Here is a 24234-nt window from a genome sequence, read left to right on the forward strand (position 1 = left end):
CGCCGTCGCCGCCGATCGTCCCAGGTCGGAGCAGGACGCAAGCGTCAGTTCTTCGCTACACAACCCCCGGCAGCGAAGGGCGGGCCGCGCACGACCCGTTCCTCCGACCCGTTCTCACAGGAAGAGAACCGTCACGATGGCGAACGCAGCAGCAGCCGGGATCGTCCTGCGCGGGGGTGCGCGATGACCGACACCCAGAGCAGGATCGTCCCCCGCGTGGTCCGGCCGGCCGCGATGGACTGGGTGAAGTTCGACGCCGAACTGGCCCGCGACGGGTCGGTGGACCCGGTGGAGAAGGCCCTGTACGCCGCCCTCGCCTCCTTCGTCGACACCGAGGACCGCGACAGCGACCCCGACCCCGACGGCGACGACGTGCCCACCCGGGCCGTGCTGGCCGCGTGCATCGGCCGCAGCGTCGACACCGTCGACCGGGTCACCAAGCGCCTGGAGGAGCGCGGCCTGATCCGCGTGCACCGCCGCCGCGACCCCGACAACCCGCGCAGCCACCTTCCGAGCGTCTACGAGCTGCTCGACCACGAGCGGTGGGACGAGCGCGCCGCGGCCCGCGCCGCCGCCCGCCGAGCGGCCCGCGAAGGGCGGGGGGGTAGCCGCACGGATGCGGCCAGGGGTAGCCGCACGGATGCGGCCAGGGGTAGCCGCACGGATGCGGCCAGGGGTAGCCGCACGGATGCGGCCAGGGGTAGCCGCACCGGTGCGGCGGTACCTCTTCCCCCGAGAGATGTTCCTCCTCCTCCTCCGTCACACGGGTCTGCAACGGCCGCACCGGCCACACCGGAGAGGGAGGAGGAGGAGGCTTTCACTCCTGCCGACAACCCCGACCCCACCCCCGGTGAGGACGTCCGGCGCGGGCGCTCGGGCACCGCACCCGAACCCCGCAGCGACGAGGACGGGGCCGACGTCGACGAGGTGACCGCCTGGGTGCTGGAGCTGCCGTGGCGGCGGCCGCCGAACCGCAACCACCGCCAGGCGCTGAGCGACCTGGTCGCCGCGGCGTGGGCCGACGGCTGGACCCCCAATGACCTTCGGGCGGAGCTGACCGCCGAACTCGAGGGCGTGCGCTCGCTGTACGCCGTGTGGTCCTCGCGCCTGGCGAACCTGCCCGCCCCGCCGGCACCGACGCCCACGGCCGCGGGCAAGACCTCCGGCGAGCTGCCGCCCAAGTGCGACGACCCCGAGTGCGACCCCGTCGACCGCACCCTCGACCGCAGGGAGGACGGCCTCCTGCTGTTGGTGCCGTGCCCGCGCTGCAACCCCACCAGCCCCGACTACTACCAGGCAGGAGCCGCGGCATGAGCGCGCCCGTCGACGACCTCGCCGCTCCGGCCGACGCCGACTTCGGCCGGGTCCCCCCGCACAGCATCGAGGCCGAGCAGTCCGTCCTGGGCGCCATGCTCATCGGCGCCCGGTGCATCGACGACGTGGCCGCCGTGATCCGCCCGGCCGACTTCTACCGGCCCGGCCACCGGACGATCGCGGCGGTCATCGTCGAGATGAACGCCCGCGGCGAGGCCGTGGACGTCCTGACGGTGCTGAATGAGCTGGAGCGGCGCGGCGAGCTGGCCCGCGTCGGCGGCGGCACCTACCTGCACACGCTGACCGCCGTGGTGCCCACGGCCGCCAACGCGGTCTACTACGCGCGGATCGTCAAGGACAAGGCGATCCTGCGGCAGATCATCGAGGAGGGCACCCGCCTGGTCGCCCACGGCTACGGCGGCGACGCCGAGGACGCCGACGCCGTGCGGGAGCGGGTCATCGCCGAGCTGTCCGGCCGTGAGGAGGGCGCCGACGTCATCGGCCTGGACGAGCTGATGGCCGCGCACATCGACCAGATGGAACGCGGCGACGACTCCACCCGCGCCCCGCTGCCGTACCGCGACCTGACCGCGCTCCTCGGCGGACTGCGGGCCGGCCAGCTCGTGATCGTGGGCGCCCGCCCGTCGGTCGGCAAGTCCGTCGTCGCCCTGGACATCGCCCGCCATGCCGCCCTGCAGCACGGACTGCCGGTCTACCTGGCGTCGCTGGAGATGTCCCGCGGTGAGCTGGCCAACCGGCTGCTGGCCGCCGAGGGCCGCATCCCGCTGACCGACCTGAGCAACGGCACGCTGAGCGATGAGCAGTGGGGCAGGATCGCGCAGGTGTCGGCGCGTCTGGCCGAGGCGCCGCACCTGGTCATCGACGACACCACGAACGTCACCGTCGAGCGGCTGCGCGCCCAGCTGCGCAAGATGGCCCGCCGCGCCGACATCGGCCCGGCCCGGCTGCTGGTGGTCGACTACCTGCAGCTCATGCGGCCGCTGCAGACGGCCGGGCGCAAGACGGCGGAGAACCGGCAGGTCGAGGTCGCCGAGATGTCGAGGGACCTGAAGCTGCTGGCCAAGGAGTTCGCGATCCCGGTGGTCGTCGTCGCCCAGCTCAACCGGGAGGTGGAGCATCGGGCCGACAAGCGGCCGGTCATCTCCGACCTTCGCGAGAGCGGCGCCCTGGAGCAGGACGGCGACGTGGTGATCCTGCTGTACCGCAACGACGACCCGGCCGCCGGCGTCGTCGGCGAGCTGGAGCTGATCGTCGGCAAGAACCGCAACGGGCCGACCGGGTCGGTGGCCGTGGCTTTCCAGGGCCATTACGCCCGCGCCGTCGACATGGCCCGGCCTCGTCAGGCGTAACAGGTGATGGCCTTTACGTCGTCAAGGTCCTCGCGCCGCATCGGGGTGGGGACCAAGCCCGGCAGGCGGAGGACCACGATCACCCCACACGGGGCCGATCAAGGGCCTCAGGGGCACGCAGGCGGGCGATCGGCCACCTCTTGGTGTCAGGCAGCCCCCGGCTTTACTCGGGCCGTCTACGGCCCTCTCAGCCTCTCGCTGCTGTCGGTGGGCAGGCCGGCGGGAGCGGTGATCTCCGGTGGCAAGCCGCATCGCCACCGGTGGCCGCTCCGGCCTCGCGGTGCGGTAGCAACGGCGAAATTCCCACCGAATACGCCCCTGACCTGCGGAAACACCAACCCCCAATAAGGGAAGTTATTCCGGGTCAGAAGGCCGCCGCAGGCCTGCGGAATGGCGTCTGACCTGAGGAAACGCCCATCCGGCGGGAACCGGGCGACGAGGCCGCGGGCGTGGGTGACAATCACCTGCATGCCGACCCCGAAGGATCTCTCCGAGTCCGCCGCCCGCCGCCGCCAGGAGGCCGACGCCGCCCGGGAGGCGGCCCGAGCGGCCAAGGCGCTCAAGGCGGCCCGGCGCGCGGAGAACGAACGCAACCGGCAGGCCAAGGCCGCGGCCAAGGCCGAACAGCAGCGGCGCCTCGCGCTGCCGGTCCATGAGCGCCTGGCGGCCAGCGCCGCGAGGATCGACGCCAAGTGGACCCTGCCCGAATCGACGGTCTCCGCCGAAGAGGTCCGCGCCGCCCAGCGCGCGGCGATCACCCGCGTCGAGGTGGTCGAGGTCATCCGGGAGATCACGGTCGAGGTGCCCGCGCCCCCGCTGCCCGCGGGCTCCTACACCGAGTGCGAGGTGTGCGTCGGGCGGGGGATGCACGACCGCTACGGGCAGGTGCCGGCGGCCACCGAGCAGTTGCGCCTCGTCGACGGCGCAGGCCAGGAGGTCACCGTCATCGACACCTGCCCCACCCATGTGCCCTACGTCCAGGCCACCGCCCGCCGGCGGGGATTTCGCGCCCTGGCCGGCGACTCCGACAGGGCGCGGTGACCTCCCCCTCCGCAAGGGGCGTTTTCCGCCTTTCGAGACACCCCAACGCATGCGCGCGCCCGCGAGGAGGACCCCTCACCCGCCCTGAACTGGGGAGATGACGTAACGACGCCGGTACAGCAGGCTAGGGCGCCGGTACAGGCGATCTCCGGAAGGGGCGTCATGGTCGCGATGACACGCGAACAGCGGCAGGCCAGGGCCGCGGCCCTGCTCGCCGGCGAGGCCGAGCGGCGCACCCGGGCGCAGGCAGAGGTGGCGGCCGCGACCGAGCAGGTGCGGGTGGCGGTCCTGGCCGCCCGTGCCGCCGGGATCACCGTGCGGCGCACCGCCGAGCTCGGCGGCGTGAGCGTCGACACGGTCAACCGGTGGACGGCCGAGGCTGCCGAGCAGCGGGCCCGCGAGCGGCTGCTGAGCGTGCAGATGGCGGCCGACCCGGCCCGGCGCGGCCACGCCCTGGCCCTGCGGGTCACCGAGACGCGGGTCCGCGCCGGGCAGCGGGAGGTGCGCCTGTTCACCGCCCGGCCGGGCGAGGTGGCCGCGGTCCTGCGCGCCGCCTACAAGAGCGGCCCGACCCTGTGGCCGACGGAACAGGAACGGCAGGCGGCGGTGGCGGCCGCCGTCGAGGCCGGCGACCCGCACCCCGTCGACGTCGCGTTCGGCTATCTGGACCTGTTCGCCCGGCTGCTGCTGCACGAGCCGGCCGAGGCATGGCGGCAGACGCTGGCGCCGCATCTGCCGCCGTGGGGCCGGGGCGCGGCGCTGCGCGGTGCCGAGGGCGCCCGCCAGGTGCTCGACACGGTCCTGGCCGCAGCGTTCGGGGCGCTGGCTCCCGGCACCGTGGTCCTGGCCGCGGGGGAGTTGGCGATCGTGACGGAGACGCACTGGCGCGACACGACGGTGGACGCCTACGTGGTGATGCCCGCCGACGTCCGGCGGGAGGCTCGAACCGTGCCCGCCGACCAGGTGACAGCGGCGGACTGAGCCCGGCGGCAGAGGCCGGGTCGGCGATGACGGCATGTAGGAGTGCTTAAAAACGTCGGTCAGGGTCGATACGCTGGACCGCGCGCAACAAAACGCAACTGTGTGACGCAGAGAGCCCCGATCCACTGCCAAGAAGAATCGGGGCCCGAACTGCAGCCGCGGGCCTGGGAGGCAAATGCCTACCTGGGCCCGCTTCCGTTGATCCACCAGTCCAGAGCGATCAGGAACGCTCGGATCGCGAGCGGTCCCCAGTCGCAGAGGTCTGGCTTCTTGCGGCGTCGCCGGTGGGCAGCCATCGGAGATCTCTCCCCTCAAGGCCCCGTCTTCCCGAAGGAGTCGACCGCGGGGCCGGACCGGTCGACCCCTGCAGGAGATCGACCGCTGCCTGGCTGCCGCCCAAGGCGGCAATTCAGCACCGTATCGGTTCGCACCGACATTTCACCGGGCTGACAGGGAGTGACAGGCGGACGGCCGGTGACGTCTGTCGACGGATGAGGTTGTCTCCTGGTGTCTCATGCCGTCTCCTGGTGCCCCCTGGTGTCTCATGCTGTATCACGGCATCACATCTCGGTAAGCATCAGATGTGGGTAGTGAGTCTTATCGAAGGCTCAGTGTGATGTGCATCACATTACCGAACCTGTCATGGGCCCGTCGTCGGGAAAGAGGCCTCACGCCGGGTTCCGCCCGGTTCCGGCGGTGCCAGCCTGAGAGAGGTCCCCTCCGGAGTGCGGGGTCTACACCGCACTGCCCGGGGGATCGGCCCCGAGTCGGTAACGATCCATGGATCGCACGGGAGCGGAAGACGTCCGCGCGCTGATATGGCCGGTATGGGCCTGCCTGCATGGATGCGCCGCTCTCCCTCCCCCGATCCGGTTCCCGCCGCGGCGGTTCCGCCGCCGCTGCGTCCGCCCCGCCCGGCCGGCTGGTGGATCGTCCCGCTCGGGTTGTTGATCGGCGCCGTCGTGTTCGGGGTGGCCTGGTGGCTTCTGGCCGCTCCCGCGGTTTCCTCCGGCGGCACGCCTGTGCCCGGGGTCACCGCCGGCCCGGCACCACCGGAGCCCGGGGGCAATCTCGTCCAGGTGCGCAGCGAGGTCCTGCGCACCGCCCTGGCCGCCGGGGCGGGCATCGGCGCGGCCGTCACCTTGATGCTGGCGTTCCGGCGGCAACGCCATCAGGAGATCGCCACCCTCATCACCAGCCACTACGCCGAACGCACCGCCGAGCACACCGAGCGCGATGCCGCCGAGCGCCGGGTCACCGAGCTGTACACCAAGGCCGCCGAGCAGCTCGGCCACGACAAGGCCGCCGTCCGCCTGGCCGGCCTGTACGCGCTGGAGCGCCTGGCCCAGGACAACCCCGGCCACCGCCAGACCATCGTCAACGTCATCTGCGCCTACCTGCGCATGCCCTACAGCCCGCCCACCCTCGCACCGGAGCCGGTCCAGGCTCCGCCCGCCCGGTCGGCTCCCCCGTCGAATGACCGGTGGCTGCACCCGCCCACGCCCGGCAACGAGGAGACCCCGCTACCCGAGCAACCCGCCGCCGGCAAGACCGACGACGCCGAAGGCGAGCGCCAGGTCCGCCTGACCGCCCAGCGCATCCTGGGTGAGCACCTGCGCGACGAACGCACCCCCAGCGAGCGTGACAGCGGCCAGTCGGCCGATGTCCGCTTCTGGGACGGCATGCGCCTTGAGCTGACCGGCGCCACCCTCATCGACCTCGACCTCCAGCACTGCCGCGTGGTCAAAGCCGATTTCGGCGGGGCGGCCTTCGTCGGGGACGCCCGGTTCAAGAAGGCGACCTTCGCCAGGGACGCCCGGTTCGAGAAGGCGACCTTCGCCGGGGAGGCCGGGTTCGGCGGGGCGACCTTCACCGGACACGTCGGGTTCGGCGGGGCGACCTTCGGCGGGGTCGCCGTGTTCGGCTGGGCGACCTTCGACGGGATCGCCCGGTTCGAGGAGGCGACCTTCACCAGGCACGCCCTGTTCATCGAGGCGACCTTCACCGGGTTCAGCCGGTTCGAGGAGGCGACCTTCACCGGGGAGGCCTGGTTCGACAGGGCACGCTTCACCGAGGACGCCGGGTTCGGCGGTACGAACGCCCGAGTGCTGCGGCCGGACCGTGATCATGTCTGGCCGACGGGGTGGGCGGTCGCGGAGCAGTCGGACGGCACTGGGCGGCTGCGGCGGCTGTGGCGGCAGGAGGATCCGGAGCCGGATGCGCCCGGCCCCGGTGCGGCCGGCGGTGTCCCCACGCCGGATGCCGAGGGCGGCGAGGACCACGGGGTGCCGGAGGCGGACCCGGTCGGCTGACGACGGGGTCCGGTGCCCGGTTTCACCCGGTTCGCGGTAGTGCAACTTGCGGGAATACCCATTCCCGGGACTTGGTCGCGCGCCCCGGGTTCCCGGAATCCCCTTGCGGAACGTACGAATTTCCGTACAGTCAAAGCTGTACGAAGACTCGTACAGAACCGGAGGAGGACAGATGCCCAGCGCCCACGTGGACACCGAGGACCCGCACGCGATCGACATCGTCACCCGCATCAGCCCGGCCGAGCGCGACGCCCTCGGCGCGGTCCTGCTGGCCGACCCCGGCGAGTTCACCCACGCCGTGGTGTGGGCGCTGATCCTGCTGCGCACCATCGAGCGCGACGGCCAGCACGTCGACGGCGCCGCCGAGGACCTGTCCGCGCTGCGCGGGCTCATCGGCACCCTGGAACGGCGGCTCATCCCGGCCCTGCACGGCATCCGGGACGCCGCCGTGCGCCGGCACCAGGACATGGGCGGCTCCTACGGCCAGCTGGCCCGCGCGATGGGCACCCCGCGCTCCACCGCCCAGTCCCGCCACGAGGCCCTAGAGCGGCGCCCGCCCTCCGACCACGAGCGGTGGGCTACCGGCACCGGCGGTCTCCGCCTGCCCTGGACCACCGAGCCGACCGGCGACGAGAACTGAGGAGGAACGAGCGATGGACACCGAGGACCTGGCCCGCTTCGGCGAGCTGCTGGCCGCGACGGGCGAGCGGCGCGAGCTGACCGTCTCCGAGCTGTACGAGGCCGGATGGCTGCTGGGCGAGGTGGCGGCCTACACCGCCGCCCTGGCCCGCCACCTGGACGCCGAGCTGGCCGACCTGCCGGGCCGGGTCATCCTGCGCGACGACACCGGAGGCGACCCGGCCGCCCGCATCACCGAGGCGCGCGAGCACCTGGCCCGCTACGCCGAGCTGGCGGCCGCGGCCGCCGAGCCCGCCAGCCGCTACCACTCGGCGGCCGGGCACCTGGCCGTGGCCGTCGACCCCGGCGCCGCCGGCGACTGAGGCGACCCCCGCGACGCGACGCCCCGCCCGGCGCGAGCCGTACGGCGGGGCGTTTTCGTGCCCGGCGGATCGCCGCTGCGCGGAGCAAGTGGTGTGAAAAGTCGGACTTAGCGCCCGCCGGGCCGGGGGGAGCGCCCGCGGGCGATGGTCACCGGATCTCCGGAGCAAGTTAGTGCACTGGGTTCCCCAAACCCACCGGAGCCGCAGGTGACGTAGGAAGATCAGGGTGAGACCGCCCAGAGAAATGACAGGCAGTCAGCGCCGCCACCGCGACCCCGACGGGCAGCGGACACGGCGGGTGAACCTGCGGTTGTCGGAGGACGAGCACGCCGAGCTCCAGGCCGCCGCCGACGCGCACCGGCTGACGCTGGCCGGCTACGCCGCCTCCGCCGCGCTGACGCTGGCGCGCGACCAGCTCCCGCCGGACATGGGCGTTCAGCTCAGCCGGTTGTTCGTCCTGCACACCCGGTTCTCCCTGCTCGCGAGCGACGTCGGAAAGCTGCTGCAGCACGCCGAGACCGGCGAGCCGATCGCATCGGCCGCCGCCGTGGAGCAGACCATCGAGGCCGTCCGGCTGCTGATGGACGACGCGGAAGAAGAACTCGTCGACTACGTGCGGCTGCTGCGCTCCGAGCGGCACCGGCGGGCGCTGCGGCTGCGCCGGGAGCGCCGGGCCCGCCAGAAGACGCCGGCGACCGCGCCACCGGACGCACCGCAGGAGGATCCGCACGAGCCCGGCACGGCCGGGACACCCGCCCGGCGAGCGGTCACCGCGCCCGCCGAACCGGCCGCCGTACCGGCGACGGCGCGCGCATGGCTCACCGCGCTCGACGCGTTCGGCGGGCAGGTGCGCGCCGGCGAGCTGGGCCGCCAGCACTGGCACCACGCCAAGCTCTACAACGCGCTGATCGGCGCCCTGGTCGACCTCGGTGCCGCCTACCCGGGCGGCCTGGAGCACCTGGAGCGCGACGCCGCCCGCCGCAAACGCTGACCACCACCCCGCCGCACCTCTGCGACCTGCGGAAATTAAGTTAGCGAGCTAGCAAGACGGGGTGAGGTCAGCCCGTCCGGGCGGGATCGGTCACGCCGGGGGCAGCACCCGCTGCAGCGCGGCCCGCCAGATCGCGCCGGGCGTGGTCACCCCGGCGGCCAGGCGCTCGTAGGTGGCGACCAGGCCGGGATCGGCCAGCCGCCCGGGGTGGAGCTCGCGCCAGGCGCGCAGCTCGGTGATGGCGTCGGCGGAGGCGTGCCAGCATGCGGCCTGCACCCGACCCACCAGGGCGCCCGGCAGGCGGGCCGACACCGTCTCGGCCCATCCGGCCTCCCGCGATCCGGGCCACCGGCCCGACGACGGGGCGGAGGCCGGCACCGGCGGCCAGGCGTGGTCCCAGCCTCGCGCCGCGAGCTCCAGGCGCACGCCGCGGGCGAGGGCGGCGTCGACGGTGTCGAGCAGCTCCCCACGCGTGCGCAGTTTCTCCAGGCGCTCCCGTGCCCGGGTGCGGGCCTCGGCGCGCTGTGCCGCGTCCAGACCGAGCGGCAGGGCCGCGGGCACCAGGGCGCTGCGTTTGGCCTTCTCGGCGGCGATGAGGGCCGCCAGGCGGGCTTTGGTGCCGGTGGCGACCCGGGCCACCACGGGGATGGTGCCGCTCATGATCGTCGACCCTACGCGGAAATCAAGCTCGCAAGCCAGGACGACCGGATGGACCTATGCATCTACACGTACTGGTGATCACCGGTCCCCGGAGGCCGCGCCCGGTTTGGCAGTTCGCGTGTGACTGGGGGTCAAGGGGCCGCAGGTTCAAATGCCCCTCTAGGTCTAGAGGGGCCAGCCTCTAGACCTAGAGGGTGCCCTAGAGGCCCATCGGCCATCTGAGCTGGGCCCTAGAGCCTAGAGGGCACGGTGGCCAACGACCCATTTCATGATCGGAAGACAATTTTCTCTACAGGTTCAAGGCGTCCGCTCCGCGGCCGCGAGCGGAACGTGGAGCAGCATGACATCCCACCTGGGCGACAGGGAGCTCCGCGCTATGGGTGCTCCTGTCCATCAGCGAGCCTTGACCACTGCGGTTCCTAGAATCTGATAATCATTTGCCTCGGAGGAGACGATCCTCAGTCCCAAGACCGCGTCAGCACCTTGATCCCGTGCGTAGGTCTCGAGGTCGTCGATCGTCGCTGCCAACGCGTTGCGAACCGGACGACTGTCTGCCCATACCAACCAGGCGTTTTCGATTCGGGCCTGAGGATCGGTGGGATCGACGTCTGTTGTGTACATCGGAATAGAGCGAGCCATGGGGTAATGATGGAGGATCTCCGGAATTCGGGGGGAAGTTCCCGCGATCGGACAGGCCGGGTTCGGTGCGATCCATCGCCTCGCTTCAGGTGAAGCTAACCGTCAGCTGTCGAAGACGGATTGCCGAACTGTTCTCATAGGGATCAAGCGGCCACGCCGACGGCGCGGCCGTCGCGCTCGGCGGCCGCGGGCCGGGCGTGCGGCCCTGGCGGCCGGTCCCGGCCCGCGCCGCCCGCGCTCCGTCCGACCCTCGGCACCGGTCGGATCCATGGAACTCAGGCGTTGGCCCCGCCGTAGAACCAGGCGTCCGGATCGCCGCCCGGCACCGGCTCGTACAGCCCGCCGGGGCTCCCCGGCACGCTGAGGTACGCGCCGTCCGAATCGGCGCTCACGAGGAATGCCCGCCCGTCCAGCGGCCCGCCCTGCAACGTCACCTGCCGAAGCTCAGTTCCAGCCATGGCGCCCATCCTCTCGCTTCCCGACCACGAACATCACACCTACGCATTTATCAATGATCAAGGTCGGGCGGGGCCGTACCGGGCCGGGGCCGTGACGATCGCTCGTCGGGGCCGGGCCCCGTAGGTGGTCGGGGCGATCGGAGGCCGGGGACCTCCTTCGTTGGCCCCCGTCCATCGAGGACCCGGCCTGAGGTCCCGGCACGGCGCGGGAGGCTTGCGTTACTTCTGTGTATGAGACGTGTATGAGACAGCTCCTACACACATACACCTCTCTCTGAATCAGATGTACAAGGTTCCTACCTGCATGTGAGAGGCATCGCCGATACGGTGCCGAGGTGTTCACTCTCGCGGTCCTCAACCAGAAAGGTGGGGTCGGCAAGACCGCCACCACCATGAACCTCGCCGGCGCCCTGGCCGAACTCGGCTACCGGGTCGTCATGATCGACCTGGACCCGCAAGGGCACCTGACCGAGGCCTGCGGCATGCCGGAGGCGACCCGTCCCGCAGCCCTGTACGACGTGCTCTTGTCCGACGCCGGCGCCGTCACTCCCGAGGCGGTCGCCGCCCTGGTGGTTCCCTGGCGCGACGGGGTCGACCTCGTGCCGACCACGGTGGAGATGTTCATGCTGGAGCGGCAGCTCTACCAGCACCGCGGGATGGAGTGGCGCCTGCAGCTCGTCACCGAGCGCCTGGCCGGGCTCGGCGTCTACGACGTGTGCCTGATCGACTGCCCGCCCTCCTTGGGGGCGCTCACCGACAACGCGCTGGTGGCCGCCCGCCGCGTGCTGATCCCCGTGCAGGCCGAAGACTCCACCTTCCGCGCGTTGCGCCTGCTGCTAGAGCAGGTGGCCTCCGCCCAGACCGATCTGCGGATCGAGATCGAAGTGCTGGGGATGGTCGTCAACCTGCTCGACAAGCGCAAGGGCCGCATCGTCACCTCCGCCCTGGAGGAGCTGCACAAGATGCCGCTGGCCGTGCTCGGGGAGGTCCGGGATCTGAAGGAGATCCGGGAGGCGTGGCGGGAGAGCCTGCCGGTGGTCGTCTACGCGCCGGATTCGCCGTCGGCCGGCGAGTTCCGTCAGCTGGCCAAGGCCCTGGCGGGCGACGCGGACGGGGGCCAGGCGTGACCCCGTCGAAGAAGATCGGCCCGCCCAAGGGGGTCACCGAAAGCACCGAGGCGGCGCGCATGGCCCGGCTCGGCGGGCGGTTCACACAGCTGTCGGAGACGTCTCCACGTCACTCTGAGCCGGATGTACCTGTCTCATACACGCCTCCGAAGCGTCGCCGAGGCGAGCCCGCGGGGATGACCCGCCGGACCTACTACCTGCCGACGCAGGTCGCCGACGAGCTAGATGCGGCCGTGGAGCAGCTGCTAGCGGCCACGGCCGGGCGGGCGACCAAGCATGAAGCGCTCGCGGCGATCCTGGCCGCGGGCTGCCGCCAGGCCCCGGCGCTCGCGGAGGAGCTGCGGGCGGCGCTGCTGGCCGAGCTCACCACCCAGCAGGAGGCCGGCCAATAGCGAAAGGCCGCCCCTCCGCAATGGAGGGACGGCCCTGGCGGTGCGGGTCAGGTGGTCAGCGGCGGCCCAGCGCGCACAGCGGGCAGGTGCCGGTGGTCTGCACGCCCGGGTGCTTGGGGCATGACTTGATCGGCGTGCTCGGGGGCGTCGGGGCGGGCTTGTTCTTCGGCATGATGGGAGCGCCTCTTTCTCTTCGCAGGGGATGGGGCAGCGGGCGCGCCCGGCGTGAGCTTCTTGGTCGGAGTGATCACGCTGGTGCGCGCCCGTCGAGCTACCGGTGGTTGGCGGCGAGGGCGATGCCGGTCGGGCAGTCGCAGAGCCAGTAGTCCTTCACGTAGGTATTCCAGTAGGAGCCGGTTCCGCCGCAGGTGCGGCAGGTCGAGCACCGCCGACGCCAGCGGGCGAGCCAGCGGGTGACACGGGCGGCGAGGGTCGGCGCCGGCGCGTCGGGAGCCGGGTGGTTCTGGATGACGGGCCGGTGGACGTCGCGGTGGACCAGGTCGATGCGCAGGCCCGCACGCTCCAGCTCGTCGGCGATCGCCTCCGCCATGGCCACGGAGCGGTGGCGGCCGCCGACGCAGCCGATCGCGACGCTCACCGGCCTGTCGTCGGCGGTGGTCTCGGCGAGTTCGGCGGCGAGCAGGGCGGTCTGGCAGACGATGGCGGTCACGCCCGGGGTGGCCAGGACATGGGAGCGCACGGCCTCCTGCCGGCCGGTCAGCTCGCGCATGGCCGGGTCGTGGTGCGGGTTGCGGAAGCGGCGCCGGGCGTCGATGACGATGTCCGCGGTCGGAGCGGGGGCGTGGCCGTAGCCGAACGAGGTGATCACGGCGGCGGGAGTCTGCTGGGTCATCAGGCGATCGCCTCCTGGGCGCCGATGCCGAGCATGTCGATCAACTCGGCGGTCTCATCAGATGTGCGGCCGTAGCGGGTGCACAGGCGCCGCGCGGCGGCGGCCTCGGCGTCGGTGATCAGGTGGATCTGAGCCAGCAGACCGCGGTCGTTGACGTTGTCGGCGTTCAGTCCGCTGGAGCTGCCGGTGGAGCGCTTGGCGGCGCGGGGCTTTCGGGGCCCACCGGGAGCGCTACGGCGAGGTCTGCGGGCCGGTGCCGGGGTTTCCTCGGCGTTCTCCTGGGGGGCCTTCGGCGCCGTCTGCCCGGCCAGTGCAGGCGCGGACGTCGGCGAGACGGCCGGGGCGTCAGTCTCGGCCTGGCGGCCGGCCTCAACCACCACGGCGGCCAGGTGCTCCCGCAGCCGGGTGAGCGCCGTAGTGATCCGGCGGGCGGTAGCGCGAGGGCCGGGGACCGGACAGCTGAGCGCGAGGTCCAGGACCTCGTCAGCGGTGACGGTGGCGGTGGTCAGGTGGGCGTGCAGGGCGGCGATGGCTGTGGTCTCGGTGATGGGGGGAGACTGCGTCATGATGGGCAGTGCCCTTTCTGATCGAGGGATCAGGGGGTACGGGCGCGCCCGGCGCGGGTGGTCTTGGCGGATTGACCGCGCTGGTGCGCGCCCGTCGAGCTACCGGCGGGTGCCGTGGACAGCCTCAGCGAGGCCGGTGGTGGTCGAGGCCAGCAGGCGGCGCACCGGGCGGCCCCACGGGGTCCAGGCCGCGGCCGCGCGGATCTGCGCGATCCGCTCGGGCTGCAGCACCGCCAGGTGCGTCCACTCCTCGCACTCATCGCTGGCCGCGCCGAAATCCTCGGCGGTAGCGGTCCGGCAGCGGGCCTCCAGGAAGGCCAGCACGAACGCCTCGGCGGGATCCATTGCGGCGCGGCGGCTGAGGTGCAGTACCCGGCGGACTCGGGGTGTGCCACCGCGGAGTCGGCAGATCATGGAGTTCTCCTCTCGTGGAAACGGTGGATGACTGACGTCAGTTCGAGGTCGGGGCGTACAGGCCGTGCGCGGCGCGCACGACGTCGCCGCTGTCCACCAGCGCGGTCAGGGTCGTGCGGACCGACCCGATCTTGACCTCGCGGCCGCCGTCGGCGTTGACGGCCGCCAGGATGTCGTCGGCGCTCAGCGGCTCGTCCGCACCGGCCAGAGCCGACACGATGCGCTCCTCCATGCGTGCCGCGCTCCGGCGGGGACTGCCGGAAGGCCCGCCGCCTGCCGTCCGCGGCTGCTGCTCCTGGTCGGACTGGAGCGCCTGGAACAGCGCGTCCATGGCGGCCGGGTCGTGGCGGGCGGCATACGCCTCGCCGGCGGCCTGCTGGGAAGCCTCCTCCAGGCGGGCGGGCTCATCGTCGCCGTACAGCGCGAGGATCTCCGGATCCAGGCCGGGGGTCGGCGTGATGGAGCCGATCCGGAAGTGCCGCATCATCGCGGTGGGGTGCGGGCCGGACAGCAGATAGCCCATGCCCTGGGTGCCGGGGCCGTCGTCGTCTTCGTCGCCGCCGAGGACGTCGAACTGGCTGCGCAGGACGCGGGGCTGCAGGCTCTTGGGGATCGGCATGAGCTGGTCGCCGGTCGGCAGCAGCCCGTCGGCCACGAGCTGCCGCATCATGCCGCTGCTCCACCTGAGCAGCGTGACCTCGCCCTCCTTGAGCATCGCACGCAGCGTGTCGGACCCGCCCAGCTCCTCCAGGTGGCTGGCCTGGGCGTCCAGCTCCTCACCGATGCCCACCGACCGGCCGGTGCGGCCCAGCTCCTTGACCAGGTAGGTCGCCTCCTCCCGGTAGGGGGCGCCGCGCTCCAGCAGCCGGTTGGCCTCGTCGATCCGCACGGAGATCAGCGGGTCCGGTCTCCCGAGCAGGAAGGCGTTGCGGCCGGCGGCGCTGTAGCGGCGCTGCCGCTCCTGGGCGACGGCGACGGCTGAGCGGAGCATGAGGATGACCTGCTCCTGGGTGGTCGCGCGCCAGTCGACCTGGCCTTCGGCCTCCGGGGCGGACTGGCCGCCCTTGAGGTCGCCGTACCAGGACACGACGCGGTTGCGCTTCTCACACGCCAGCAGGTACTGAACCGTCCTGCTCTTGCCTGCGCCGGTCGTGCCGAAGACCATGGCCCGCACCGCAGACCCGGTGCTCGGGTCGAACATCCTCCTTCTCGCTGGCCGGCCGTTGTGGTAGCGGCCCACCACGATCCGCCCCTGCCGGTCCATGAGCATGTCGCTGAGCGACGGCGGCGGCATCTCCGCCAGCGGGTTGGACGGGTAGATCGTGACGATCGCCCGCCGCCGCGACCCGTCGACCTCGACGACCACGCGGGTCGGGTCGGCGATGTCCAGCGCCGAGCACAATGCCTCCAGGTCGTAGCGGATCGGCGTGCCCTGCGGCGACTCCAGCATCAGCTCGACGACGTCATCGCGGGCGGCGGCCAGAACGCTCATACCGTGCTCTCCTTGCTCGTGGTCGTGGCACCGGGGCGGCCGATCCGCACGCCGGTCAGCACGGTCCCGGGCATCGCGCCCGGGGCGATGCGCTGCGCCCAGACCGTCGCCGGGTCGCCCTCCTCGGGCCGGCCGATCGTCAGGCGGCGCACCCCGGCTCCGCGGCCGGGCACCGGCCCGATGCTGATCGCGTCTTCCGGGATGTCCATGAGCGCCGACAGGTTCCGGATCGAGACGTCCGGGACCGGGCGGCCCGGGGCGGCCGAACGGATGACGGCCCGCATCGAGGACTCACCGGTCCGCTGGATGCCCTCCAGGAGCGTGCCGGGCGCGATCCCGCCCCCGATGGCGACGTGCTGGGCCCACCACCGGGCGACCGGGTGGGCGTCGACCAGGTCGTCCACCGGCGCCACGTCGACGACCGGGACGGGAGGCGGCGGAGGGCAGAGCAGCCGTCGGCCGACGCGGGCCGGGCGGAGCACCCACGTCCCGGCGGTCCAGACGGTCAGCGCCAGCGCCTCCCCCCAGTGCGGGCCCGCCGCGATCTGCTCGGCCAAGAGCAGCGCGGTCAGACTGGTGCCGGGCGCCAGGTACAGCGCGGTGGCGGTCGCCTTCTGGTGGCCGTCGGGCTTCCACAGCCGCAGCGTGGCCAGCCCGGCCAGCGTCAGGGCCGCGGTTCCCAGCAGGGACGCTCCGGTGGCCGCGCCGGTGAACATCCCCAGCGCCGCGGCGGCGCCGCCGGCGACGGTGGCCACGCGGCCCGTGCAGCTGCGCACGACGTCCAGGCGGCGGCGCGCCCGGTCCACGGCGGGCCAGGCCGGGATCGTCACATCCACCGTCGGCAGGGCGGGCGGGGGCGGGGTCATCATCGTCTCCTTCCTGGTCAGCGGTTGCTGTAGAACTCGGCGTCGGCCATGGGGACCGGCATGCTGTCGGCGGCCGCGGCGACCGATCCGTAGTCGGCCTGGTGAGCGGCGGCGGTCAGCTCGAACAGCGCGGCCAGGTCCTCGGTGGCGGCCGCCATCGCGTCGGCCTCCGCCAGCACCGACCGCATGACGGCCGCGGCCTCGTGGTGCTCGGACACGGTGTCGACGTCGACGGCCAGACCCGCCATCTGCTCGGCGAGCCGGTCGACGCTGGCCGAGCAGCCCTCCACGTACCGGTAGGTCGAGCGGACCTGCTCGCTGAGCCCGCGCAGCTTGATCCCGGCCATCGTCAGCTGAGCGATGACGATGCCGTAGCGGACCACCGTCTCCAGCACCCCGCCGGCGGCCGCGACCGCTCCGCCGGTCTCGCTTCTCTCCAGCTCTGACATGACGTCCTCCTACTCGTTGTGGTAGTCGCGCTCGGCCGGGCGGATGTGGCCGGCGTCGCGGACCGCGTCCGCCAGGGGCCGGTGACGGGCCTCGGCGTTGGTCCCGGCCGTGGAGATCGCTTCGGCGGCCGCGGGCAGCGTGGCGGCGATGGCTTGGGCCTTGGCGCGGACCGACGCGGTCTTCTCCATGAGCGCCACGACCATCCCCTCCAGCACGCCGGGGACCTTCAGCTCGACGACCTTGGCGTGCAGGGCCTCCAGGCGGGTCATCAGCAGCTCGCACCCGTCGGCCGTCGCCCGCGCCTCGTCGACGCCCTCGGTGATCTCTTCGGCCATGTCGGCGTCGGCGTCGATGACGTCGTAGATGGTCAGGTCGGCCTCGGCGTACTGCGTGGTCCTGGTGACGGGCATGTTCACGAGCTGGTCTCCCTGCGGCTCTGGAGCTGGTGGTGGCGGCGGGGTCGGGCGGGGGGTCGGCTTGGCGGCGGGGGGTGGAGCCGGTGCCGCCTGGCCCACGGTGAGGGCGGCAGCCTCGGGCCGCGGCCAGGGGCGCTCGTCGACCCGCTCGATGGTCACCTTCACCGTCCGGTCAGATGCCGGCGGAGGCCGCATCCCCTCCCACCCCGGCGGAGGAGGCGGCGGCGGGGTCGTCTCCTGCCAGGGACCGCCCCGGGAGGTCTTCGGCCTCTTCGGCGTGGTCCTCGTGCCGCCGGACCGGGTTCGGCGAGTCCACCACCGGCGCCGAGTCCTCGTGGTGCCGTGCGTGCCTGCCGCCTCCTCCCGGGCCGTCTTGGAGCGCTTGGAGCCCGGCGCGGCCTTGCCCTTGCCGCCGGTCCTGCCGCCGTCCTTGGGGGCCTTCCAGGCGAGCCGACGGGCCCACGAACGGGTGGAGCCCGGCGCGGTCGTGCCACCCTCGCCCTTGCTCTTCTTGCCGGGACCGGCCTTGGGCCCCTTCGTCGTGGCCTTCTTGGTCGTCTTGCCGGTCGGTGCCGTGCGGCCGCTCGTCCACCGCTTCGGCCCGGTGTCCTTGCCGCCGGTCTTGCCACCGTCCTTGGGGGCCTTCCACGCGAGCCGGCGGGCCCCCGGACGGGCGGTCTCCAGCGCGGCCTTGCCGACGTTCTTCTTGGCGGGCTTCAGCGCCTTGGACGCAGCACCCTTGCCGCTCCCCGCACCGGTGCCGCCTGCCCGCCGCAGCCACCCGAAACGGCGCTTGCCGCCGTCCTTGCCCTTGGCGCGGTACGGCTTGCGCCGGTCGCTCCGGACGGCCTTGCCGCCCCGGGTCGCCTTGGGGCCCGGCGTGTGCTTGCCGCCGGTCGGCCCCGGCACCTTGGGTGAGGGGCTGTGCGGGCCGCTGAGGGCCTTGCCTCCCCCCTTCGGCCTGCCGGACCCGCCGTGGCTCCGTGAGCCCTTCGACGGGGCGCCCAGACCCAGGGAGCGCAGCGCCGACGGGCTCGACCCCTTCGACCCGGCGCCTCCCCCCGTACGGCCCGCCCCCGGTCCGGCGGAACCGGCCGCGGCGGCCGCCTTGCCGACCGCCTTGTCCGCGGTGGCGCGCGCCTGATCGGCCAGCGCCTGGCGGTGCCGGGCGCGGTGCCACATGCCTTGGGCGGCCGCCACTCCCATGGCCGTCACCAGCGCCATGGCGGTCGCGGCCACCTCGCGGGCGGTCGGGTTGTCGGGATCGGCCGGCGGCGGCGGGGTGAACGCGCCGTCGGCGTCGGCGCCGGGGTCCTCGCCCGGCGTCGGCGTGGGCGGCACGGTCAGGTGCAGCGGCGGACCCATCTCGGCGACCTCCGGCAGCAGCGGCCAGGAGCCGGCCGCACCGGGAGCCCCGTCGCCCTCCTGCTCGTCGGCGGGGCCGGTCGCGGCGGCGGGTTCAGGGTCGGCCGCCGGGGCGTCGAGGGAACCCGGCAAGATCACGCGGGGGACGAACGGCAGGACGTCCCCGCCGCCGGTGTCGTCGTTCTTGCTCACGCTGGTCTCCTATCGGGGGTTGACAATCGGTGACCGGATCGGGGACACTCGCGCGTCGCGCGTACGCGCGTCGCGCCTTGGCCCCCGGCAAGAGCCCGGGGGCCGCGCTGAACTTGAACTTGAACCTCACGCGCTGTGACGGGCGCGGCGGTTGACCTCGGCCCGCTCCTGCTGCTCGGCCCAGGTCGCCAGCAGCTCCGCCAGCTCGTGCATCGCCCGCGCGTTGCCGCTGCGCTGCGCCCGCCGGGCCGCCGCCTTGGCCCGGTCGAAGCAGATCCGCACCAGGTCGGCGTCGCTCTCGGCGCCCGCCAGCCGCTCGTTCCAGAACTTCGCGACGTTGTGCAGCCGCCGCCGGTCCTCGGGGGTCATGGTGCTCATGCCGACCGGTCCCGGCGCTCGGCGCGGATCAGGTCCAGAAAGCCGCCGTCGTCCGATGCCGGACGGGGCCCCGCCGGCCTGCGCGGGGTCGGCCGGTCGACCGGGCCCGCACCCCGGGTGAGCTGCGGGCCCTGCTGCCGGGCGTGGGCGGCGGCCTGACGGGTGGCCGGGATCTCGTGGCGGTTGCGCCGGTAGCGGGCCTCCAACTGGAACGTCAGCGTCGCGGCCTTCTCGATGTGCTCCTGGATCTCGGCGAACGGGCCGGCCACCCAGCGGTGCCGCCACCACGCCTCGAAGGTGCCGTAGCCCTCCGGCGGGTTGGCCTCCCACATCGCCTCGGCGTCCCGCCGGATGCGGGCCACGAAGTCCGCCTGATCCGACAGGACCCTCCGGAGCTGGGCGGTGAACGCCGCGACCATCTCCGGGCGGTCCAGCATGTCCCCGGACCACTCCGGTCCGCCGGACGAAGGTGTGCTCATCTCAGGGTCTTCCTTTCAGAGCCCGCGGCCGGGCGGCCGCGGGCGGGTGGGTTGCTACAGGTCGAACAGGGCGAGCTGGCCAGCGCACAGGGAGCACGGCTCCCAGTCGCGGCGGTCGTGACTCTTGGAGTCGCGGCACTCCTGGCCCGCCGGGACACGGGGCAGCGTGGCGATGTGGCGCTCCAGCTCCTCGACCGCGGGGCCGCGGGCGAACCACTCGCGGCCGGTGGTCCCGCAGGTGCACACCAGCCAGTAGATGCGGCTGCCGGTGATGCTGGGCCTGCGGGCGATGCGCGGCCGGTGGCGGACCGGCGCGGCGGTCTGGGGCGCCTGGCCGGCCGTCATGCCGCACCTCCGGCCAGGTCGATTTCGATCTCGTGGCCCTGCTCTTCGGACCGCTCATTGCGGACCTTGGAGACCCAGCCGATCGACCAGCCCGTCTTGTCGGCGAGGTCGCGCACACTCGCGCCGGGGGTGTTCACGATGAGGCTGCGGGCCTCTGCTTCCGACAGCCGCGCGTCGTTCACGAGCGCCCTCACGGGGGCGTTCACGGAGGAGGGCCTGCGGGTGTTCACGGCAGCGTTCACGGCCTGGCGCTCCCGGCGTTCACGCGCCGCTCGCTCGGCCCGTTCACGGATCTCCTGCTCCTGCTGTTCACGCTCCTGGCGTTCACGCTCCTCGCGCTCCCGCCGTTCGCGTTCACGGCGCTCGCGTTCGGCCCGCTCCTGCTGTTCACGGGCCGCCTGCTCCTGGCGCTCCCGCTCCCGCTCGCGCTCCTGGCGCTCGGCTTCCTCGCGGCGCAGAGCGATCTCGGTTTCTCTCTGCTCGCGGGCCATCTTCGCCTCGTGGTCGCGCCGCTGCTGCTCCAGCAGGGCGGCGTGTTCACGGGCCTCACGCTCACGGCGCTCCTGCCGCTCCTGCTGGCGTTCACGCTCGGCCCGCTCGCGCTGTTCACGCTCCCGCTGTTCCTGTTCACGGGCCTCGCGTTCACGGCGCTCGTGAACACGCCTCCGCTCGGCCTCGGCCTCCTGTTCACGCTCGATCCGATCGAGCGCCTTGGCGATGGCCCGGCGGTAGGCCAGCCCGGCCTCGGCGGTCACGATCAGCAGGGCCGGGGCGACCGCGTGAACGGCGACGCCGACGCGGTCGCCCTTCAGCGCGCTGTCGCCGATGTTCAGCGCGAGCGTGAACATGCCGGTGAGCCAGCGCAGGATGACCGGCCAGGCCCCGCCGTTGCCTCCCAGCCGCGACACCGTGGCATCGAGCCGGATCACGATGACCACGGCCGCGTCCACGACGAGAGGCAGGATCGGGGCCGTCCAGTCCCAGCCGTCCGGGGTGACCTTCGCCACCAGTGGCGTCACGGTCAGAACGGAGAACAGGACGGCGCCGGCGGTGATCGCCCACATCCCCGCGTTCAAGGTCTTCTCCGCCGCCATGATCTGCTTCTGCGACAGGGCAGCGAGCTTCACGACCCCTCCCTCCAGCCGAAGACGGCGACGGCCTGGCGGCCGCGGCGGGTGAAGTCGTCGGCCAGGTCCTCGACCAGGAGCAGGCCGCGCCCGGCCTCGCAGGCGGGACGCCGCTGCCGGGGGACCAGGGACTCGCCCTGGTCGGTGACGGTGAGCGTGACCGTGCCGCTCAGCACGGCCAGCTCGATGCGGAAGGTGCCGCCCGGCTCACCGGACGCCGAGTGCTCGATCGCGTTGGCGGCCAGCTCCGAGGCGCACAAGACGACCTCGTCAGCGCAGGGGAGGCCGGCCACCAGGCCCGCGACGAATCCGCGGGCCTCGGCGACCAGGTCCAGGCGGCCGGGGAACATCGCGGCGTGCGTGGTCACGGTGCTCACGGCGTCCCTCCCAGCAGGGAGCGCAGACCGCTCTCCCAGTCCGGGGAGACCTGCTCTTCGCCGGGGCCCACCCGGGCGTAGGTGTCCCACAGGAAGCCCTCGACCTCGACCGTGGGGACGGAGACCGGCCAGCGGTCCGGCCGGTGCGGGTTGATCGTGATGACCATCCACCGGTCGGGGAAGACCGCGTCGGGACCGATCGAGATGCGGCCCTTGCCGACCAGGCGGGTGATCCCGGCGTTCAGCATCTCCCGCGCGAAGACGTGGTCCCGGTCGTGCTGGACGCCGGTGCTGCGCCGGTGCGAGGTCATGGTGACCGCGAGCGGGTCGGCCGGGTCGTAGACCAGAGAGGTCACCACGACGTCCAGGACGCTGGTGTGGTCGTTGATCTCGTCGTCGTTGGAGTCCTCCGGCCAGAACATGGCGGTGGTCAGAGCGACGGGGCGGACGATGCGCCGGTCAGCGGTCTTCATGTCAGATCACCCCCGCGGCGGCCATGGCCAGGACCAGGGCCGCGGTGAGGCAGACGGCCACCAGGGGCGCCACCAGGGCCGCCCGGATGACCTGCGCCCGCCCGATGCCGCGCGGCCGCTTCTGGGCGGTGGCGATGAGGTCGGTCAGCTCGCGCACCGCCGCGGTGAGGTCGGCGATCTCGGTCTTGATGTCGGCCAGGCCGTTGCCGAGGTCGGCCAGGTCCTCGCGGAGCTGGTCGGCCTTGCCGATTCCGGCGGCGATCTCCTGGAGGTCCTCGCGCAGGCCGCGCACTGCGCCGGAGAAGATGTAGTTGTCCATCAGCCCTTCACCGCCTTGAGGGGGGTGGGCAGGGCGTTGGGCTCGGCGGAGAAGAACACGATGTTGGCGCCGGCCATCTCCGGACCGGCCTCGTTGAGCGCCCAACTCAGCAGGCCCTCGCGGGTCGAGCCGGGGCCGGCCGTGACGGTCCGGATGATCGTGGCCTGGCGTATCCCGTTGTGGACCGCCTTGGCCAAGGTGAGGACGACGAGGAACTCCATCACCGGGTCACCGCCTCGGCGGTCTCGGCGGCGTACTCGTGGAGCAGCTCGTCGAGGATGTCGCGGGCGGCGTCGCGGCGCACCATCAGGGAGTCCCAGTCCTCACCGGGCAGGATCAGCTCGGTCAGGCCGGGCGTCATCCGGGACAGGGCGTAGGCGAGGGGGCGGATGTCCAGGGTGGAGGCGGTGCGGGGACAGGCGATCAGGGGGATGATGGCTCCCATGGGCTCTGCTCCTAACCAGCAGTTGTCCACGCGGCTCCGGTCTGACCACCGGAGCCGCCTGCATTACGCGGTACGTACCGTGCAATGCCTTGAGTAGACCTCTCGCCGTGAGGGCTGTCAAGAAGTAGGCGGTACCTAGTGACGATCATGCAGTGACTACACGGTACGTACTGGGTAGAGTGCGCCTATGAGCATCACCCCGAACCGGAGCAGATTCCGGCAAGTCGCGGATCGGATCCGCGCAGCGATCCAGGGCGGCGACCCCCCGCGGGGTGGCGCCCTCCCGAAGGAAGACGAGCTAGCTACTCAGCTAGGCGTCTCCCGTGCCACCGTCAACGACGCCATCCGAGTCCTCGTCGCAGAGGGCCTCGTACGCATACACCGTGGAAAGGGGATGTACGTGACTGACTTGGCACCCATCCTGCGCAATGCCACCAGCCGCTATCACGCAGCGACCCGGGACACCGGCCGGGGAGCATTCGATGTCGAGGTCCGGGCGCTGGGCCGCGAACCTCGTATCGAGACCAGCATCGAGCGCATCGCTCCGCCGGCCCCAGTCGCCGAGATCCTCGGCGTGTCCACCGACGAGGTGACCGTCGTTCGCGCCCGCCGTATGGGCGCCGACGATTTCCCCGTTCAGATCGCGGACTCGTATATCCCGGTCGATATCGCGGAGGGCACGGCCCTGGAGCAGCCCGACTCTGGTCCAGGCGGGATCATCAGTAGATTCCGCGAGCTGGGATACGCCCAGGTCAGGATCACTGAGCGCATCTCGGTACGTCCTCCGACTGCTGAGGAGGCGGCGTTCCTCAAGATGACCGAGGACCAGCGCGTCTACGAGATCACGCACATCGGACGTACCGAGGACGGCCGTGCCGTCGAGGTCTGCCTGCACGTGATGCCCACGCACCTGTGGACCCTGGAGTACGACTGGGACATCACCTGATTGCGCCGTTTCCGGCAGCCGTCTGCAGCTCTTGCAGGCGATCGCCGAGACGTTAATCCCTCTTCCGGGCAGGATCAGTTCCCAACGCAGAAACCGGCGGCCCTGGTAGGCGCAGCTCATCGCCTACCGGGACCGCCGGTTCAACCCGCTCGACCCGTCCAGTCGCCAAACTCTCGGGTCGAGCCTTTCACAGCAAGAAAGGCGAGTACTTGTCTCCCCTCACTGCTTCCACGGTAACGCAGCCCGCTGCCGGATTTGATCCGGGACCCGTGGATCTGCGGCCGGTCGCGCCTCAGGCGCGTACCCGGGCTGAGCTGCGTGATCGCCCGTGCGGCCGTACGGCCGACGCCGTCGCCGCCGATCGTCCCAGGTCGGAGCAGGACGCAAGCGTCAGTTCTTCGCTACACAACCCCCGGCAGCGAAGGGCGGGCCGCGCACGACCCGT

The 24234-nt window shown here is 72.4% G+C and carries 31 protein-coding genes and 1 pseudogene; 12 read left to right on the plus strand and 20 right to left on the minus strand.

The window, feature by feature from the left end; genetic code table 11:
• Positions 1-183 precede the first annotated feature (183 nt).
• The 8 genes from HS045_RS33550 to HS045_RS33585 all read left to right on the plus strand — a co-directional run bounded on the left by HS045_RS33550 (position 184) and on the right by HS045_RS33585 (position 9010).
• A complete protein-coding gene (locus HS045_RS33550; RefSeq protein ID WP_196455668.1) occupies positions 184-1314 on the plus strand; it encodes a hypothetical protein in 1131 nt (376 codons plus the stop codon).
• A complete protein-coding gene (gene dnaB, locus HS045_RS33555) occupies positions 1311-2684 on the plus strand; it encodes a replicative DNA helicase (RefSeq protein ID WP_196455669.1) in 1374 nt (457 codons plus the stop codon). The genes HS045_RS33550 and dnaB overlap by 4 nt, the downstream gene beginning before the upstream one ends.
• A gap of 468 nt (positions 2685-3152) precedes the next feature.
• Complete coding sequence (locus tag HS045_RS33560; protein ID WP_196455670.1) at positions 3153-3725, plus strand: hypothetical protein; 573 nt, start codon at positions 3153-3155, stop codon at positions 3723-3725.
• 171 nt (positions 3726-3896) lie between these two features.
• Positions 3897-4706 (plus strand): hypothetical protein, encoded by an 810-nt coding sequence (locus HS045_RS33565; RefSeq protein WP_196455671.1) that lies wholly within the window; start codon positions 3897-3899, stop codon positions 4704-4706.
• 827 nt (positions 4707-5533) lie between these two features.
• The gene (locus HS045_RS33570) at positions 5534-7018 is read left to right on the plus strand and encodes a pentapeptide repeat-containing protein (protein WP_196455672.1); all 1485 of its coding nucleotides are present in this window, start codon (positions 5534-5536) and stop codon (positions 7016-7018) included.
• 172 nt (positions 7019-7190) lie between these two features.
• Entirely contained in the window at positions 7191-7658 is a 468-nt protein-coding gene (locus tag HS045_RS33575) for a hypothetical protein (RefSeq protein WP_196455673.1), read from the plus strand.
• Between the two features lie 13 nt (positions 7659-7671).
• Positions 7672-8019 carry a hypothetical protein gene (locus tag HS045_RS33580; protein ID WP_196455674.1) on the plus strand — a complete coding sequence of 116 codons (348 nt, stop codon included), beginning with the start codon at positions 7672-7674 and terminating at the stop codon, positions 8017-8019.
• Positions 8020-8263: 244 nt separating this feature from the next.
• Positions 8264-9010 (plus strand): hypothetical protein, encoded by a 747-nt coding sequence (locus tag HS045_RS33585; protein ID WP_196455675.1) that lies wholly within the window; start codon positions 8264-8266, stop codon positions 9008-9010.
• Between the two features lie 90 nt (positions 9011-9100).
• Here the strand turns inward: HS045_RS33585 and HS045_RS33590 are convergent, their stop codons facing one another.
• The 3 genes from HS045_RS33590 to HS045_RS33600 form a co-directional block, all read right to left on the minus strand.
• The gene (locus HS045_RS33590) at positions 9101-9670 is read right to left on the minus strand and encodes a hypothetical protein (protein WP_196455676.1); all 570 of its coding nucleotides are present in this window, start codon (positions 9668-9670) and stop codon (positions 9101-9103) included.
• 393 nt (positions 9671-10063) lie between these two features.
• Entirely contained in the window at positions 10064-10309 is a 246-nt protein-coding gene (locus HS045_RS33595; RefSeq protein WP_196455677.1) for a hypothetical protein, read from the minus strand.
• 275 nt (positions 10310-10584) lie between these two features.
• Complete coding sequence (locus tag HS045_RS33600; RefSeq protein ID WP_196455678.1) at positions 10585-10767, minus strand: hypothetical protein; 183 nt, start codon at positions 10765-10767, stop codon at positions 10585-10587.
• A 335-nt stretch (positions 10768-11102) separates the two neighbouring features.
• Here HS045_RS33600 and HS045_RS33605 point away from each other — a divergent pair, with 335 nt between their 5' ends.
• Together HS045_RS33605 and HS045_RS33610 are read left to right on the plus strand one after the other, a co-directional pair.
• Positions 11103-11894 (plus strand): ParA family protein, encoded by a 792-nt coding sequence (locus HS045_RS33605; protein ID WP_196455679.1) that lies wholly within the window; start codon positions 11103-11105, stop codon positions 11892-11894.
• A gap of 176 nt (positions 11895-12070) precedes the next feature.
• Positions 12071-12286, plus strand: a complete 216-nt coding sequence (locus tag HS045_RS33610; RefSeq protein WP_196455680.1) for a hypothetical protein — start codon at positions 12071-12073, stop codon at positions 12284-12286.
• A 55-nt stretch (positions 12287-12341) separates the two neighbouring features.
• On the opposite strand, the gene HS045_RS35230 is transcribed toward HS045_RS33610, so the two are convergent.
• The 17 genes from HS045_RS35230 to HS045_RS33690 all read right to left on the minus strand — a co-directional run bounded on the left by HS045_RS35230 (position 12342) and on the right by HS045_RS33690 (position 22843).
• Positions 12342-12458: an OCTOPUS family protein gene (locus HS045_RS35230; protein ID WP_230885253.1), complete on the minus strand. Its 117-nt coding sequence runs from the start codon at positions 12456-12458 to the stop codon at positions 12342-12344.
• 99 nt (positions 12459-12557) lie between these two features.
• Positions 12558-13139 carry an RNase adapter RapZ gene (locus tag HS045_RS33615; RefSeq protein WP_196455681.1) on the minus strand — a complete coding sequence of 194 codons (582 nt, stop codon included), beginning with the start codon at positions 13137-13139 and terminating at the stop codon, positions 12558-12560.
• The gene (locus HS045_RS33620; protein ID WP_196455682.1) at positions 13139-13705 is read right to left on the minus strand and encodes a hypothetical protein; all 567 of its coding nucleotides are present in this window, start codon (positions 13703-13705) and stop codon (positions 13139-13141) included. The genes HS045_RS33615 and HS045_RS33620 overlap by 1 nt, the downstream gene beginning before the upstream one ends.
• 99 nt (positions 13706-13804) lie before the next feature.
• Positions 13805-14119, minus strand: coding sequence for a hypothetical protein (locus HS045_RS33625; protein WP_196455683.1), 315 nt, complete (start codon positions 14117-14119; stop codon positions 13805-13807).
• A gap of 37 nt (positions 14120-14156) precedes the next feature.
• Positions 14157-15611: a hypothetical protein gene (locus HS045_RS33630; protein ID WP_196455684.1), complete on the minus strand. Its 1455-nt coding sequence runs from the start codon at positions 15609-15611 to the stop codon at positions 14157-14159.
• Positions 15608-16477, minus strand: a complete 870-nt coding sequence (locus HS045_RS33635) for a hypothetical protein (protein ID WP_196455685.1) — start codon at positions 16475-16477, stop codon at positions 15608-15610. Before HS045_RS33635 ends, HS045_RS33630 begins: the two co-directional genes overlap by 4 nt.
• A 17-nt stretch (positions 16478-16494) precedes the next feature.
• The gene (locus HS045_RS33640) at positions 16495-16926 is read right to left on the minus strand and encodes a hypothetical protein (protein ID WP_196455686.1); all 432 of its coding nucleotides are present in this window, start codon (positions 16924-16926) and stop codon (positions 16495-16497) included.
• Positions 16927-16935: 9 nt separating this feature from the next.
• Complete coding sequence (locus HS045_RS33645; protein WP_196455687.1) at positions 16936-18900, minus strand: hypothetical protein; 1965 nt, start codon at positions 18898-18900, stop codon at positions 16936-16938.
• Between the two features lie 126 nt (positions 18901-19026).
• The gene (locus tag HS045_RS33650; RefSeq protein WP_196455688.1) at positions 19027-19278 is read right to left on the minus strand and encodes a hypothetical protein; all 252 of its coding nucleotides are present in this window, start codon (positions 19276-19278) and stop codon (positions 19027-19029) included.
• Positions 19275-19757, minus strand: a complete 483-nt coding sequence (locus HS045_RS33655; protein ID WP_196455689.1) for a hypothetical protein — start codon at positions 19755-19757, stop codon at positions 19275-19277. Before HS045_RS33655 ends, HS045_RS33650 begins: the two co-directional genes overlap by 4 nt.
• Before the next feature lie 54 nt (positions 19758-19811).
• Entirely contained in the window at positions 19812-20102 is a 291-nt protein-coding gene (locus HS045_RS33660; RefSeq protein ID WP_196455690.1) for a hypothetical protein, read from the minus strand.
• Positions 20099-21229, minus strand: coding sequence for a hypothetical protein (locus tag HS045_RS33665; RefSeq protein ID WP_196455691.1), 1131 nt, complete (start codon positions 21227-21229; stop codon positions 20099-20101). Before HS045_RS33665 ends, HS045_RS33660 begins: the two co-directional genes overlap by 4 nt.
• On the minus strand, positions 21226-21606 hold the full coding sequence (locus HS045_RS33670) for an ATP-binding protein (RefSeq protein ID WP_196455692.1): 381 nt from the start codon (positions 21604-21606) through the stop codon (positions 21226-21228). The genes HS045_RS33665 and HS045_RS33670 overlap by 4 nt, the downstream gene beginning before the upstream one ends.
• Entirely contained in the window at positions 21603-22079 is a 477-nt protein-coding gene (locus tag HS045_RS33675; RefSeq protein WP_196455693.1) for an SsgA family sporulation/cell division regulator, read from the minus strand. The genes HS045_RS33670 and HS045_RS33675 overlap by 4 nt, the downstream gene beginning before the upstream one ends.
• 1 nt (position 22080) lies before the next feature.
• Positions 22081-22398 (minus strand): hypothetical protein, encoded by a 318-nt coding sequence (locus HS045_RS33680; protein ID WP_196455694.1) that lies wholly within the window; start codon positions 22396-22398, stop codon positions 22081-22083.
• Positions 22398-22619 (minus strand): hypothetical protein, encoded by a 222-nt coding sequence (locus tag HS045_RS33685; RefSeq protein ID WP_196455695.1) that lies wholly within the window; start codon positions 22617-22619, stop codon positions 22398-22400. The genes HS045_RS33680 and HS045_RS33685 overlap by 1 nt, the downstream gene beginning before the upstream one ends.
• Positions 22619-22843 (minus strand): hypothetical protein, encoded by a 225-nt coding sequence (locus HS045_RS33690; RefSeq protein ID WP_196455696.1) that lies wholly within the window; start codon positions 22841-22843, stop codon positions 22619-22621. The genes HS045_RS33685 and HS045_RS33690 overlap by 1 nt, the downstream gene beginning before the upstream one ends.
• A gap of 187 nt (positions 22844-23030) precedes the next feature.
• Here HS045_RS33690 and HS045_RS36485 point away from each other — a divergent pair.
• Positions 23031-23234: pseudogene (locus HS045_RS36485) on the plus strand (winged helix-turn-helix domain-containing protein); the annotation flags it as partial.
• A 3-nt stretch (positions 23235-23237) separates the two neighbouring features.
• Complete coding sequence (locus HS045_RS33695) at positions 23238-23789, plus strand: UTRA domain-containing protein (RefSeq protein WP_230885254.1); 552 nt, start codon at positions 23238-23240, stop codon at positions 23787-23789.
• Positions 23790-24234: the final 445 nt, after the last annotated feature.

This window comes from Planomonospora sp. ID82291 (assembly GCF_015711645.1).
GTDB lineage: Bacteria > Actinomycetota > Actinomycetes > Streptosporangiales > Streptosporangiaceae > Planomonospora.

What these genes read in the sequence shown, in the direction of transcription:
- HS045_RS33550 (WP_196455668.1), top strand. Translation starts at nt 184, where the DNA reads ATGACCGACACCCAGAGCAGGATCGTCCCCCGCGTGGTCCGGCCGGCC.
- dnaB (WP_196455669.1), top strand. Translation starts at nt 1,311, where the DNA reads ATGAGCGCGCCCGTCGACGACCTCGCCGCTCCGGCCGACGCCGACTTC.
- HS045_RS33560 (WP_196455670.1), top strand. Translation starts at nt 3,153, where the DNA reads ATGCCGACCCCGAAGGATCTCTCCGAGTCCGCCGCCCGCCGCCGCCAG.
- HS045_RS33565 (WP_196455671.1), top strand. Translation starts at nt 3,897, where the DNA reads ATGACACGCGAACAGCGGCAGGCCAGGGCCGCGGCCCTGCTCGCCGGC.
- HS045_RS33570 (WP_196455672.1), top strand. Translation starts at nt 5,534, where the DNA reads ATGGGCCTGCCTGCATGGATGCGCCGCTCTCCCTCCCCCGATCCGGTT.
- HS045_RS33575 (WP_196455673.1), top strand. Translation starts at nt 7,191, where the DNA reads ATGCCCAGCGCCCACGTGGACACCGAGGACCCGCACGCGATCGACATC.
- HS045_RS33580 (WP_196455674.1), top strand. Translation starts at nt 7,672, where the DNA reads ATGGACACCGAGGACCTGGCCCGCTTCGGCGAGCTGCTGGCCGCGACG.
- HS045_RS33585 (WP_196455675.1), top strand. Translation starts at nt 8,264, where the DNA reads ATGACAGGCAGTCAGCGCCGCCACCGCGACCCCGACGGGCAGCGGACA.
- HS045_RS33590 (WP_196455676.1), bottom strand. Translation starts at nt 9,670, where the DNA reads ATGAGCGGCACCATCCCCGTGGTGGCCCGGGTCGCCACCGGCACCAAA.
- HS045_RS33595 (WP_196455677.1), bottom strand. Translation starts at nt 10,309, where the DNA reads ATGGCTCGCTCTATTCCGATGTACACAACAGACGTCGATCCCACCGAT.
- HS045_RS33600 (WP_196455678.1), bottom strand. Translation starts at nt 10,767, where the DNA reads ATGGCTGGAACTGAGCTTCGGCAGGTGACGTTGCAGGGCGGGCCGCTG.
- HS045_RS33610 (WP_196455680.1), top strand. Translation starts at nt 12,071, where the DNA reads ATGACCCGCCGGACCTACTACCTGCCGACGCAGGTCGCCGACGAGCTA.
- HS045_RS35230 (WP_230885253.1), bottom strand. Translation starts at nt 12,458, where the DNA reads ATGCCGAAGAACAAGCCCGCCCCGACGCCCCCGAGCACGCCGATCAAG.
- HS045_RS33615 (WP_196455681.1), bottom strand. Translation starts at nt 13,139, where the DNA reads ATGACCCAGCAGACTCCCGCCGCCGTGATCACCTCGTTCGGCTACGGC.
- HS045_RS33620 (WP_196455682.1), bottom strand. Translation starts at nt 13,705, where the DNA reads ATGACGCAGTCTCCCCCCATCACCGAGACCACAGCCATCGCCGCCCTG.
- HS045_RS33625 (WP_196455683.1), bottom strand. Translation starts at nt 14,119, where the DNA reads ATGATCTGCCGACTCCGCGGTGGCACACCCCGAGTCCGCCGGGTACTG.
- HS045_RS33630 (WP_196455684.1), bottom strand. Translation starts at nt 15,611, where the DNA reads ATGAGCGTTCTGGCCGCCGCCCGCGATGACGTCGTCGAGCTGATGCTG.
- HS045_RS33635 (WP_196455685.1), bottom strand. Translation starts at nt 16,477, where the DNA reads ATGACCCCGCCCCCGCCCGCCCTGCCGACGGTGGATGTGACGATCCCG.
- HS045_RS33640 (WP_196455686.1), bottom strand. Translation starts at nt 16,926, where the DNA reads ATGTCAGAGCTGGAGAGAAGCGAGACCGGCGGAGCGGTCGCGGCCGCC.
- HS045_RS33650 (WP_196455688.1), bottom strand. Translation starts at nt 19,278, where the DNA reads ATGAGCACCATGACCCCCGAGGACCGGCGGCGGCTGCACAACGTCGCG.
- HS045_RS33655 (WP_196455689.1), bottom strand. Translation starts at nt 19,757, where the DNA reads ATGAGCACACCTTCGTCCGGCGGACCGGAGTGGTCCGGGGACATGCTG.
- HS045_RS33660 (WP_196455690.1), bottom strand. Translation starts at nt 20,102, where the DNA reads ATGACGGCCGGCCAGGCGCCCCAGACCGCCGCGCCGGTCCGCCACCGG.
- HS045_RS33675 (WP_196455693.1), bottom strand. Translation starts at nt 22,079, where the DNA reads ATGAAGACCGCTGACCGGCGCATCGTCCGCCCCGTCGCTCTGACCACC.
- HS045_RS33680 (WP_196455694.1), bottom strand. Translation starts at nt 22,398, where the DNA reads ATGGACAACTACATCTTCTCCGGCGCAGTGCGCGGCCTGCGCGAGGAC.
- HS045_RS33685 (WP_196455695.1), bottom strand. Translation starts at nt 22,619, where the DNA reads ATGGAGTTCCTCGTCGTCCTCACCTTGGCCAAGGCGGTCCACAACGGG.
- HS045_RS33690 (WP_196455696.1), bottom strand. Translation starts at nt 22,843, where the DNA reads ATGGGAGCCATCATCCCCCTGATCGCCTGTCCCCGCACCGCCTCCACC.
- HS045_RS33695 (WP_230885254.1), top strand. Translation starts at nt 23,238, where the DNA reads ATGTACGTGACTGACTTGGCACCCATCCTGCGCAATGCCACCAGCCGC.